Origin of the sequence: Paenarthrobacter ureafaciens (assembly GCF_004028095.1) — a bacterium.
Classification (GTDB): Bacteria; Actinomycetota; Actinomycetes; order Actinomycetales; family Micrococcaceae; genus Arthrobacter; species Arthrobacter ureafaciens.
Genome location: NZ_SBHM01000007.1, coordinates 2,758,328 through 2,770,220, shown reverse-complemented (window position 1 = coordinate 2,770,220; position 11,893 = coordinate 2,758,328). Strand labels below are relative to the sequence as shown.

Here is an 11,893-nt window from a genome sequence, read left to right as displayed (position 1 = left end):
CACCTAAACCTCGCGCTTGCCCGCCGCCGTTATTGCGGCAGGCCAGGTCCTCACCCGGGGCACCCCACCGCGGAGGAGGGTTGCCGGCCAGCAAGCCGGGGCTGATCGCTGGCACTCATGACCTAACACCTAGAGTTTAGGAAGAGAACGGCCGTTCTGGCGAAGAATGTGACAGCAGTATGACGGTTCAGGGCGTTTTAGTTCACGAACGCGCACGTGACGGGGCCGCCCGGCGAAGAATCCTCAATCCGGGCGGCCCGCCGCGACGCACGTCAGGCGGGTTCAGGCACCCTTTGCCGCGCGGAATCCGGCCTCGAGGTCGGCAATGATGTCATCGATGTGCTCGATTCCCACGGACAGGCGGACGAGGCCCGGGTTTACTCCGGCAACGGCCTGCTGTTCCGCAGTCAGCTGGCTGTGGGTGGTCGACGCCGGGTGGATGACCAGGGAACGGACATCACCGATGTTTGCCACATGGGAGTGCAGTTCCAAGGCATCGACGAAGCGCTTGCCGGCTTCGACGCCACCCTTGATGGTAAAAGCAACAACGGCCCCCGTGCCACGGGGACCGTACTTGCGGCCACGGTCGTACCAGGGGCTGGACGGCAGGCCCGCATAGGCGACCGCTTCGACGTCGTCACGGGCTTCAAGCCATTCGGCCACCTTGGTGGCGTTGGCCACGTGACGCTCCACCCGCAGGCTCAAGGTTTCCAGGCCTTGGGCAATAAGGAAGGCGTTGAACGGCGATACTGCAGAACCAAGGTCGCGCAGCAACTGGACGCGGGCCTTCAGGATGTAGGAAAGGTTGGCGCCGAGGGCGCCGTCCTTGCCGAGGTCGCGGGCGTAGACCAGGCCGTTGTAGCTGGGGTCGGGAGTGTTGAAGTTCGGGAAGCGCTCCGGGTCCTGGCTGAAGTCGAAGTTTCCGGAATCCACGATCACCCCGGCAATGGCAGCACCATGGCCACCCAGGTACTTGGTGGCCGAGTGGACCACAATGTCCGCACCCCACTCGATGGGACGGATCAGGTAGGGCGTGGAAAGCGTGTTGTCCACGATCAGCGGGACACCCGCTTCATGGGCAACCGCGGCGACGCCTTCGATGTCCAGCACGTCCTGGCGGGGGTTGGATACAACTTCGCCGAAGAACAGCTTGGTGTTGGGCTGCACGGCGTTGCGCCACTGCTCCAGGTTGTCCGGATCCTCGACGAAGGTCACGGAAATACCGAACTTCTTCAGGGTGTGCGCCAGGAGGTTGTAGGTTCCGCCGTACAGGCTGGGGCTGGCCACCACGTGGTCACCGGCCTCGGCGATGTTCAGGATCGCGAAGGTCTCCGCCGCCTGGCCCGAGCTGAGCAGCAGGGCCCCGAGCCCGCCCTCAAGGCTGGCAATGCGCTGTTCCACTGCGTCCTGGGTGGGGTTGCCAATGCGGGTGTAGATGGGAGCCAGCTCCGCCAGCGCAAACCGGTTGGCGGCACTCTCCGCACTGGGGAACACGAAGGAAGTGGTCTGGTAAATCGGCAGCGAGCGTGCACCGGTTGCAGCATCCGGCTCCTGGCCTGCGTGGATCTGGCGGGTTTCGAAAGACCATCCCTGGGACATGACGTGGCTCCTCTTCGTAGCGCATGGGTTTAGTAACGGGGAGTGCTTGGAACTGCGGCCAGTCTAGGAAGCCGGCACGGAATTACCCACCTTTATGACGAAGACAGTATTTTTCGGTCTTTCCGCGACGGGACAGGGCCGGGGTCGGTGCCCGGCCTCAGGGCACGCCGTAACATCCCACCTTAGTTAGGCAACACTTAGCTGAGACCCGAATCACAAAGTGCCAAGATGAAGCCATGCGCATGGATCACGTCTCTTACGCTTGTGAAAAAGATGGCCTCCTGGCCACTACCGAACGAATTTCCGCAGCACTGGGAGTGGACGCAGTCCGGGGCGGAGTGCACCCCCGCTTCGGCACCCGGAACATGATCATTCCCCTCGCGGACAGCAAATACCTTGAAGTCGTGGAGGTCCTGGACCACCCCGCTTCGGATAAGGCACCCTTTGGCCAGGCAGTCCGGGCACGCTCGGCAGCCGGCGGTGGATGGATGGGCTGGTGCGTCGCCGTTGACGACCTTGCCCCGTTCGAAGCACGCCTCGGCCGCTCCGCAGTACCGGGCAACCGCAAGTTCCCGGACGGCCGCGAACTCGTGTGGCAGCAGATCGGCATCCTCGGCTTGATCGCCGACCCGCAGGTGCCGTACATGCTCAAGTGGGAAGGCGACCCCTCCCTGCACCCGTCCAAGGTCTACGAGAGCGACGTCAAGATGTCCAGCCTCACCATCGCCGGTTCCGCAGAGCGCGTGACCGAGTGGTTGGGTGAACCCGTGGAGAAGCCGCTCGAGGACGTCGCCGTCCAGTGGATGGCACCGCACGGAACCCCCGGCATCATGTCCGTCACTTTCGAAACCGCCGCAGGAGCCGTCACCATCTGACGCTGTTCCACACAATACTTCGGCCGCCATCAGCGGGTGCCAATGACGTCACCCACCGATGGCGGCCGAATACCTTTAAGGGGCGGGTCCGGGCCTCCATGCCCACAGGCCTCCCGGCCCTACGCCTACCCGGTCAGCCCAGCCCCACGGCCTTCCCAAAGAGGCTGAAGCCGACGAATGCCACGATGTCCAGCAGCGCGTGGGCTATCACCAGCGGCATCACGCGCTTGGTCTTGGTATAAAGCCACGCGAACACCAGGCCCATGACCACGTTGCCGATGAACGGACCGAACCCTTGGTAGAGGTGGTAGCTGCCCCGCAGCAACGCGCTGACCACGATTGCCGCGGCTGTGCTCCACCCGAACTTGCCGAAACGGTCCAGCAGGTAGCCCACCACAATGACTTCTTCGACGATCCCGTGGCGGATGGCGGAGAGCACCAGCACAGGCACGGTCCACCAGTACGTGTCCAGGCCACTGGGAATAATTGCCGTGGTGATGCCCAATGCCCGGCCCGCGGCATACAGGCCAAGGGACGGAATGCCGATGGCCGCAGCCAGGCCGAGGCCTTGCAGCGCATCCTTGCCTGGCCGGGCGAAGTTGAAGCCAAGACGGGCAAATGCTGATCCTCCCGAGGCATGGAGGGACAGGAAGTAGAAAACCAGGACCACCGGCACCAGGGCGAACAGGATGTCCAGCAATTGGTAGGTGAGGTCGAAGTACTCGCGCGTGCTTTGGGACCTGTTGAGCGTCGAGGTTGCCTCCGACAACGGCGCCCTGGTCATCTTGTCCAGGAGCTGGACCACCGAATACACGGCAGACTGGCCCAGCGAAAGACCCAGGACAATGAGTACTTCGGCGCGCAGGCGGCGTCGTGAGGCTAGGAGCATGTTCCTATCTTGCCTTCAGATCCTGTTGCTTCCCCGGGAGCTGTCAGTCCGCAACGTGCGTGGCGGCGACGATGACCTCGGTCCCCTTGGCTTCAAACGCCGCGCGGTCTGCGGGCTTGATCCCGGAGTCCGTAATGAGGTGCCGGAACTCATAGCCGGCCATCGCGGCAAAGGCCCTGTGCCCCACCTTGGAGGAGTCAGCGAGCACGTAGGACTCCGTGGCCCTCCCCGCCATGACCGTATTCACCATGGCTTCGCCCTCATCGGTGATGGTGGGTCCCAGCTCCGGGTCCACGCCGTTGACGCCGATGAACGCGATGTCCAAGGCCACTTTCTGCATGATGACATCCGTGTAAGGTCCCACGAGTTCATAGGAACGCGGATTGAGGATCCCGCCGGTCACCATGATCTTGATGTGGGGCCGCACTGCCAGTTGCGCGGCGATGTTGATGGCGTTGGTGACCACCGTGAGGGTGGGCCGGTTGGAGGGGGCGTTGAGGTCCTCCCTGGTGGAGAGGATCTGGGCCAAGGCCGTGTTGGTTGTTCCCCCGCTGAGCCCGATGACGGCGCCGGGTCCGATCAGCTCGGAGGCCGCCTGGGCGATCGCCTGCTTGGCCTCGGCGTGGTCGTCACGGTTGTAACGGCCCGGAAGGTCATAGGCAACAGAGCCCGTGGTCGCCCCGCCCCTGGTCCGGCTCAGCAGGCGCTGCTTGGCCAGGCTGTCCAGGTCCCGTCGCGCCGTTGCCGGCGACACCCCGAGCCGGGTCACGATGTCCTCGACCTCGATCCGGCCGGACTCGGCCAGGAGGTCCAGGATGGCGGTCAACCGGTCGGTGCGGGTCATGACTAGCCTTTCACGGTCCGGCTATTTCGCCTTGGCGAACAGCGTGAGCATACGAGCAGATTCCAACACCAAGGCGTCCCGCCCTGCCTTGATGTACTTTCGGGAATCCACCACTGCTGGGTTGGCATCGAGGTACTCACGGACGGCGCGGGTAAAGAACCCGTTCAAATGTGTGGATACGTTGATCTTAGTCATACCAGCGGCAATAGCCGCTACGAGCGTCCCGTCTGTGACGCCGGAGGAGCCATGCAGTACCAAGGGCTTCCCGACGGCGGACTTCAGTTTGGTGATCAGGTCCAGGTCAAGGACGGCGCGGCGTTCGGTCATGGCATGTGAGGAGCCCACCGCCACGGCCAAGGCGTCGACGCCGGTCGCGGCCACGAACGCTTCGGCTTCGGCGGGGTCGGTGCGGACCCCCGGGGCGTGCGCGCCGTCCTTGCCTCCTACCTCACCCAGCTCTGCCTCTACGTAGACCCCGTGTTGGTGCGCGTAGGCGGCCACGCGCCTGGTTACTTCCACGTTCCAGTCGTAAGGGAGATGGGCGCCGTCGAACATCACCGAACCGAACCCAAGATCCACCGCTTCCAGCGCCAGGTCCTCGGATTCAGCGTGGTCGAGGTGGACCGCAACGGGAACCGCGGCAGTCCGGGCAATGGAAAGTGCTGCCAGGCCGATTGCTTCGAGCCCGCCGTGGTACTTGGCGCAGTTTTCTGAAATCTGCAGGATGAGCGGCACCCCCGCTGCCTCCGCACCTCCCACCAGCCCCTCGGCCGTCTCCACGTGGATGACGTTGAAGGCGCCTTGGCCGGTTCCTGTGGCGGTGGCCCTGTTCATGAGTTCCCGGGTGTTGACCAGGGTCACGGGACCTCCTTCCATGTCACGATGAGTTGGTCTTGGAGTTCCTGGTACCGCGGCGAGATTTCGCCAGCGGCGGGCATGAGCACGGCCGCGGCGGACCACGCGGTGGCCCGGCGGAGGATTTCCCGCGGTTCGGTGATGCCTTCGGCGAGCGCGACGGCGGCAGCGGCCACACCGGCGTCGCCCGCCCCTGTGGGGTTGCCGCTGAGCGCCTCCGGCAGGCGGGCGCTCCAGTATCCGCCCGGGGCGGCGTGGTCGAAGGCGAGCATGCCGTCCGCGCCGGCGCTGACGAGGACCGTGCGGGCACCCATGTCGATCAGGGCGAGGGCGGCAGCTTCGAGGCTGGGCTCCCCTGTCGCTTCGGCAAGTTCATGATGGTTGGGCTTAAGGATGTCGGCGCCGGCTTTCGCCGCGGCGATGATGCCGGGACCGGAGGTGTCGATGATTGCCGGGATGCCGGCGTCGTGGGCCAGTCGCACCAGCTCCGGGTAGAAATCCGCGGGAGCCCCCGGCGGCAGGCTTCCCGAACCGACCAGGACGGAGGCCGGCAGGTTGCGGTTGCCGCTCACGGCCTCAACGACGGCGACCCGCAGTGAACGCCACTCGTCCGGCAGAAGGGCCTGGCCTTCCTCGTTGAAGATGGACGTCTCCCCCGCGACCGTATCCACCAGCGCGATGCTGCGGCGGGTTTCGGCGGCGACTGCCACCAGAGTGTGCGGAACACCGCTGGTCCACAGTTCGGCCGCGAGTGTCTGCCCTGCCGCGCCACCTGTAGGTGCAATGGCGAGTACGGGGTATCCCAGCTGGTGGGCGACCCGGGCTACGTTGATGCCCTTGCCCCCAGCACGGCTCAAGGGCGTGGGAACCCGGTGGCTGGCACCCTCGGTGATCCCGTGCACGGTGTAGGTCATGTCGATGGCCGGATTGGCAGTCACCGTAATAATGCGGTTCACGCTGGCTCGTTTCATGGGGTGCCTCCCAGAAGGGCGCGGGCATTCAGTGCGGCACCGAGCAAACCGGCGTCCTGCCCCAGCTGGGCACGGATGAGTTGGGGCCTGCGCTGGAAGTCCAGGATGGCGTCCACCCGTTTCCGGAGTGGCTCGAGCAAGTCGTCGCCTGCTTCAGCCAGCCCTCCACCGACCACAACGGCTTCGGTTCCAATAATGTTCACGCATTGGCAGATAGTGAAGGCCAGGGCATCAACGGCATCAGCCCAGACACGGGCGGCAACTGCATCTCCGGCGTTTGCCCGGAGCAGCACGCCGCGTGCACCGTCCACACGGATTCCCGATTCCCGGTGGTAACGCTTGGCAATCGCCCCTGCCGAGCCCACTGCTTCCAGGATGGTGGAGCCTGCGGCGTCGGGGTCCGGAACCTGGGCGTGGCCGAGCTCGCCGGCGAAACCGCCTGCGGTGACAGCCTTGCCACCCGAGAACACTGCTGCCGCAATCCCTGTCCCGACCACCATCACTACAACGTCGTTGAATGCCTTGGATCCGCCAAAGCTGTGCTCAACCGCGGCCGCGGAGCGGACATCGTGATCGAACGCAACGGGGATGCCAAGCCTTTTTGTGGCTTCGGCCGTGAAAGGGAAGTTGCGCCATCCAAGGTTGGCGGAATAGATTCCCACCCCCGCTACGGAGTCCACGATTCCCGGGACGACGATGCCTGCTGCTTTGGCGGGCGCTTCAGGAAATTCCGATGCCAACTCGGCTTTTAGCTCAGCAAGCCTGTCCAGGACGGCTTCGCCGGGTCGGGCAGGGTCCAACGGCGTGGGGACGCGGCGCATGCCCAGGACCTGCCCCTTGGCATCCACCACGCCGGCCTTGATGTCCGTCCCGCCAACGTCGAAACACAAGACCGCTGATTCTGCGGTTCCGAGAACCATGACTGGTTGCCTAGGCCGGGGCGTCGAGAATAACGGAGCGCGTCAGGTTTCGCGGCAGGTCCGGATTCAAGCCACGAACGCGCGCACGTTCCAAAGTGACCTTATGGACACGGACCAGTTCAGCCAGCGGATGCTTGTCCGTGTGGATATAAAGGGCGCCGGTGACGGCCATGTCGCTGTCCAAGCCTTCCGGCTGGGCACCGAACAACCACGTGACGCGCCCCGGTGCCGCGATGGAGATGGGGCCATGGCGGTACTCCATGGCGGGGTAGGACTCGGTCCACCCCTGCACGGCTTCGCGCATCTTCAAGCCGGCCTCGTGGGCCAGCCCCACTGTCCAACCGGTGCCGAGGAAAGTGAATTGCTCTGCATCCAGAAGTTCCCGGGAGACCGGCGCTGCCACGGCGCCACAGGCGTCATCAATTGCTTGCTGAACGTCGATGCCAAGGCTGGTGAGCATGTAGACCAAGGCCGTGGTGGCGAAGCGGGTCTGCACCACCGAGCGTTCATCGGCGTAGTGGAGGTCCACCACGGTGTCTGCCAGCCCGACGATCGGCGAGGAGGTGTCGCCGATGATGGCTACGGTGGGGACATTCCCCTGCAACTCAGCCAGAATGCCGAGCACCTCCGTGGTGGTGCCGGAACGGGTGATGGCCACAACAGCGTCGTACTTCCGCCCGGGGCTGTTGCTGTTCAGGAATGCTTCCGACGCGGCGAACGCGTCCGTCACGCCTTTGCCCGCGCTTTCCCTGGCAGCGGCATAGCTCTGGGCCATGAACCATGACGTGCCGCAGCCGATGACTGCGACCCGTTTGCCGTCCTCCGGCAGCAAATGCTCGGTGCGGGCTTGTTCCATGGCACGCTGCCAGACCTCGGGCTGGGAAACCAGCTCTTCTTCCATGAAGGCGCCCAGCATGTTCTCGCTCATCGTAAGTTTCCGCCCCTGCTCATCTAATGACGTTTTCTGATCTATAGAAACACTAAACGATCATTTTCGATCTAACAAGGATCATTGGCGGGGATGGGACCGCCCCTTCGGTGCGCATCATCGGCCAGCAGTCCGGAAAGCAAAAGAGGGGCTGCGTTCCACCCGGAACACAGCCCCACTTTGTTGTACTTCTGAATCGTCCTCAAACAGCCTGCACGCCGGCCCGCCACACCGAATGCGTCAACGGAATCCCGGGACGGTACGCCAGATGCGTAGCCGAAGGAGCCTTCAGCATGTGCAAATCCGCGCGATGACCGACGGCGAGCGAACCCACCGCCCGCTGACCGTCTACGTCGTTCCCTGACTCCCTGCCAAGCGCCAAAGCGCCGCCGTAGGTCGCCGCCCGGACCGCTTCGTGGACGCTCAAGCGCATCTGAAGCACAGCCGTGGTGACGCAGAACGCCATGGACGTGGTGTAGGACGTGCCGGGGTTGCAGTTCGCCGCCAGCGCGATCTGCACGCCCGCGTCAACCAACTCACGGCCGGGCGCCAAGGGCTGTCGTGTGGAGAGATCGCAGGCGGGAAGGCAGGTAGCCACTGTGCCGCGCGTGCCGGTACCGGTGGACGGGTTCCAATGGGCCCACGTCTCGGCGAGCGCCAGGACATCCTTGTCCGAAAGGTAGTTCACGTGGTCCACGCTCGCGGCGCCGAACTCGACGGCCAGCGCCACCCCCGGCCCTTCGCCCAGCTGATTGCCATGGACGCGCAAGCCCAAGCCCGCATCCTTGGCGGCCTTGAGGACGCGCCGGGACTGGTCCTCGTTGAAAGCGCCCTGCTCACAGAAGACGTCCGCCCAACGGACATGCGGCAGGACGGCGTCGAGCATTGCTCCGCACACCAGGTCCGTATATTCCTCCGGATCCGCACCCGCCGGCACCAGGTGCGCGCCAAGATACGTGACCTCGTCCACCAGCTCCGCCGCGATGCGGGCACTGCGCTCCTCGTTCGCCACGTCCAGTCCATAGCCGGTCTTGCTTTCGAGGTACGTGGTCCCTTGGGAGAGGGCCTCGTGGACCCGCTCCCTGACCAGGCCCGCCAGCTCGGCATCGCTGACACTGCGCGTGGCGCCCGTGGTCACCGCAATCCCGCCCGCGGTGTAGCTCGCCCCCGACATCCGGGCTTCGAACTCCGCTGTGCGGTCCCCTGCGAAAACCAGATGGGAGTGCGAATCGACCCAGCCCGGCAGGACGGCGCGGCCACCGGCGTCGACCCTTTCATCTGCGGCGGGAGCAGCAGCGCTGGACCCGATCCAGGAAATCCGCTCGCCTTCGAACACCAGGGCTGCGTCCTTCAAGACCCGGTGTTCCAGGTCCTGGGTCATCAGCTCCCCGATGTTGGTGATGAGTGTGCTGGCTGGGGTTGTTCGGCTCATGTCCCTATTGTTCAGCGCCGGATGGACCAGCGGACGGCAGCCAACTGTTCAGCTGTCCGGGATTCCGGACTGTCCCCCATGATGATGGCGGCGGCCAGCTCGGCTATTGCCGAGGAGGTCTGGAAGCCGTACCCGCCCTGGCCGGCAAGCCAGAAGAAACCTTTGGCCTCGGCGTCGAACCCCACCACCGGGACGCCGTCAGCTGCTTCCGTCCGGAGGCCGGTCCATGATCGGTCCGTGCCCTGGATGCCCAGGGTGGTGACCGAATTCAGCACGCTGATGAGTCTGTCCACGTCGCCCGCGTAAGGTTTGGCATCTTCGGCACCGCTTGGCACATGCTCCGACGGCGAGATGAGAACCTGCTGACCTTCCGGGCGGAAGTAGAAAGAATCGTCCGCGGCGCACACCATAGGAGTTTGCGGCGCGAGCGGCGTCTGCACGTTGACGATCGCCGCGGTCCGGCGGTAGGGCTGCAAGCCCAGTTTTTCCACGCCGCTGATGACGGCCAGTTCGTCAGCCCATGCACCCGCGGCATTGACAACGACGGCGGACTGGAAGGCCTCGACGCCGGCGCCCACCTCCCAGCCGCTTCCCAGTCGCTGCGCGGAATGGACCCGCGCGCCGGTGATGATGTCGACGCCGGCAGCCTCGGCCTTTTGGCGGTGGTCCTCGAGCAACAGCGGGGCATTACAACCGAAGGAGCCGCTGTCCAGTCCGGCTGCAGTGAAGGAACCCGGCTTGAGGGCGGGACACAATTCGAGCGCCTCGGCGTGCGGAATCGGCGTCATGTTCCCGCTCGCTTCGGCCCGAACGGTTTCTTCATCGCCCACCAGCATGAAGCTGCGCGGCGTCAGGACGGGTTCCGGGGCGTCGTCGTCCCTGGCCTTCAAGAGTTCCAAGGTCCGCATGGTCAGTTCCTGCACCACGGGCGGGCCATAGCTGGGAATCAGCTGGCGGGCGGATCTGGAGGAGGTATGGAAGGCCAGCTCCTGTTCAGCTTCCAGAAGCGCCACCGAACACTTCCCGGCCAGCGCCGAAGCGAGGGACAAACCGGCGATTCCGCCGCCAACGATCACAACGTCATAAATCGAAGCCATGGGACCATCCTCTCTCACATCCCACCCCAAAACCCCCACCGCTCTATCACATCCCACCCCAAAACCCCCACCGCTCTATCACATCCCACCCCAAAACCCCCACCGCTCTATCACATCCCACCCCAAAACCCCCGTCGCTCTATCACTCTCCTGAAGAAAGTTGGGAGCGACGGGAAGTGACAGAGGGACGCCAAAAAGGGGGCGGGAAGTGATAGAGGAACGCCAAAAAGGGGGCGGGAAGTGATAGAGGGACGGGTGGGGCGTTTAGGCGACGGCGACCGCGGCGCGACTCTTGACGAACGCCTGAACGCAGGCCTCGACGTCGTCCGCGCTGTGGGCGGCAGAAAGCTGGACGCGGATGCGGGCGGCCCCCTTGGGCACCACGGGGTAACTGAAGGCAGTCACGAAAACGCCGTTGCTGAGCATCTCGTCGGCAATCCGGGCCGCGACCACGGCGTCGCCGAACATGACCGGGATAATGGCGTGTTCGCCGTCGAGCAGCTCGAAGCCTTCCTCGCTCATCCGGCGGCGGAACAGCGCGGCGTTTTCGAAGAGCTTGGTGCGCAGCTCCCCCGAGCCCTGGACGAGCTCGATCGCTTTGATGGTTGCCGCAACGATCGCCGGGGCAAGCGAGTTGGAGAACAGGTAGGGGCGTGCCTTTTGACGGAGCATCGCCACGATTTCGCCGCGGCCGGAAACGTAACCACCGGAGGCGCCACCCAGTGCCTTGCCGAACGTGCCCGTGTAGATATCCACGCGCCCGGAAACCCCGGCGTGCTCCGGCGTGCCGGCACCAGTGGGGCCCATGAAGCCGACTGCGTGGGAGTCATCCACCATGACCAGCGCGTCATGCTTCTCGGCGAGGTCGCAGATGGCCTCGAGAGGGGCGAGGTAGCCGTCCATGGAGAACACCCCGTCGGTGACGATGATCTTCCGTCGCGAACCGGAGGCTTCCAGCAGCTTGGCTTCGAGATCAGCCATGTCCCGGTTGGCGTAGCGGAAGCGCTTGGCCTTGCTGAGGCGGATGCCGTCGATGATGGACGCGTGGTTCAGGGAGTCGGAAATGATGGCATCGTCCGGCCCGAACAGGGACTCGAAGACGCCGCCGTTGGCGTCGAAGCAGCTGGAGAAGAGGATGGTGTCCTCGGTGCCCAGGAACTGCGAAACACGGGCCTCGAGTTCCAGGTGAAGGTCCTGGGTTCCGCAAATGAACCGTACGGAAGCCATGCCGAAGCCGCGCTCGTCCATTGCCGACTTGGCCGCGGCAATGATGTCCGGGTGGTCGGCCAGGCCCAGGTAGTTGTTGGCGCAGAAGTTCAGGACCTGGTTGGCCGGCTGCCCCAGCTGGCCCGCTGCGATGTGGCTGGCCTGCGACGAATCGATGTGGCGTTCGGTCTTGAAGAGTCCGGCACTCCGGATCTCGTCCAGTTCGGCCTGAAGTTGGTCTTTGATGGCTGAATACATGGTGCTCCTCAGTCTTTCC

The 11,893-nt window shown here is 64.6% G+C and carries 11 protein-coding genes and 1 riboswitch; of the genes, 1 reads left to right on the top strand and 10 read right to left on the bottom strand.

Going from position 1 to position 11,893, the window contains the following annotated elements:
* Nucleotides 1–7: 7 nt before the first annotated feature.
* Nucleotides 8–123, bottom strand: a riboswitch (SAM riboswitch).
* Nucleotides 124–282: 159 nt separating this feature from the next.
* Nucleotides 283–1,599 carry a bifunctional o-acetylhomoserine/o-acetylserine sulfhydrylase gene (locus AUR_RS16965; RefSeq protein ID WP_062095884.1) on the bottom strand — a complete coding sequence of 439 codons (1,317 nt, stop codon included), beginning with the start codon at nucleotides 1,597–1,599 and terminating at the stop codon, nucleotides 283–285.
* 236 nt (nucleotides 1,600–1,835) lie between these two features.
* Between AUR_RS16965 and AUR_RS16960 the strand changes: the two genes are divergently transcribed.
* Nucleotides 1,836–2,474 (top strand): VOC family protein, encoded by a 639-nt coding sequence (locus tag AUR_RS16960; RefSeq protein WP_021472547.1) that lies wholly within the window; start codon nucleotides 1,836–1,838, stop codon nucleotides 2,472–2,474.
* A 133-nt stretch (nucleotides 2,475–2,607) separates the two neighbouring features.
* Here the strand turns inward: AUR_RS16960 and AUR_RS16955 are convergent, their stop codons facing one another.
* The 9 genes from AUR_RS16955 to AUR_RS16915 form a co-directional block, all read right to left on the bottom strand.
* Nucleotides 2,608–3,363 carry a CPBP family intramembrane glutamic endopeptidase gene (locus AUR_RS16955; RefSeq protein WP_062095882.1) on the bottom strand — a complete coding sequence of 252 codons (756 nt, stop codon included), beginning with the start codon at nucleotides 3,361–3,363 and terminating at the stop codon, nucleotides 2,608–2,610.
* Between the two features lie 43 nt (nucleotides 3,364–3,406).
* A complete protein-coding gene (locus tag AUR_RS16950; protein ID WP_062095880.1) occupies nucleotides 3,407–4,207 on the bottom strand; it encodes a DeoR/GlpR family DNA-binding transcription regulator in 801 nt (266 codons plus the stop codon).
* A gap of 21 nt (nucleotides 4,208–4,228) precedes the next feature.
* Complete coding sequence (locus tag AUR_RS16945; protein ID WP_062095878.1) at nucleotides 4,229–5,083, bottom strand: class II fructose-bisphosphate aldolase; 855 nt, start codon at nucleotides 5,081–5,083, stop codon at nucleotides 4,229–4,231.
* Entirely contained in the window at nucleotides 5,065–6,033 is a 969-nt protein-coding gene (locus AUR_RS16940; protein WP_062095876.1) for a 1-phosphofructokinase family hexose kinase, read from the bottom strand. The genes AUR_RS16945 and AUR_RS16940 overlap by 19 nt, the downstream gene beginning before the upstream one ends.
* Nucleotides 6,030–6,953: an ROK family protein gene (locus AUR_RS16935; RefSeq protein WP_062095874.1), complete on the bottom strand. Its 924-nt coding sequence runs from the start codon at nucleotides 6,951–6,953 to the stop codon at nucleotides 6,030–6,032. The genes AUR_RS16940 and AUR_RS16935 overlap by 4 nt, the downstream gene beginning before the upstream one ends.
* A gap of 10 nt (nucleotides 6,954–6,963) precedes the next feature.
* Complete coding sequence (locus AUR_RS16930; RefSeq protein WP_062095872.1) at nucleotides 6,964–7,881, bottom strand: SIS domain-containing protein; 918 nt, start codon at nucleotides 7,879–7,881, stop codon at nucleotides 6,964–6,966.
* A gap of 202 nt (nucleotides 7,882–8,083) precedes the next feature.
* Complete coding sequence (gene hutI / locus AUR_RS16925; RefSeq protein WP_062095870.1) at nucleotides 8,084–9,313, bottom strand: imidazolonepropionase; 1,230 nt, start codon at nucleotides 9,311–9,313, stop codon at nucleotides 8,084–8,086.
* 11 nt (nucleotides 9,314–9,324) lie between these two features.
* Nucleotides 9,325–10,410 carry an NAD(P)/FAD-dependent oxidoreductase gene (locus AUR_RS16920; protein ID WP_062095869.1) on the bottom strand — a complete coding sequence of 362 codons (1,086 nt, stop codon included), beginning with the start codon at nucleotides 10,408–10,410 and terminating at the stop codon, nucleotides 9,325–9,327.
* Nucleotides 10,411–10,674: 264 nt separating this feature from the next.
* The gene (locus AUR_RS16915; RefSeq protein WP_062095867.1) at nucleotides 10,675–11,874 is read right to left on the bottom strand and encodes a glycine C-acetyltransferase; all 1,200 of its coding nucleotides are present in this window, start codon (nucleotides 11,872–11,874) and stop codon (nucleotides 10,675–10,677) included.
* Nucleotides 11,875–11,893: the final 19 nt, after the last annotated feature.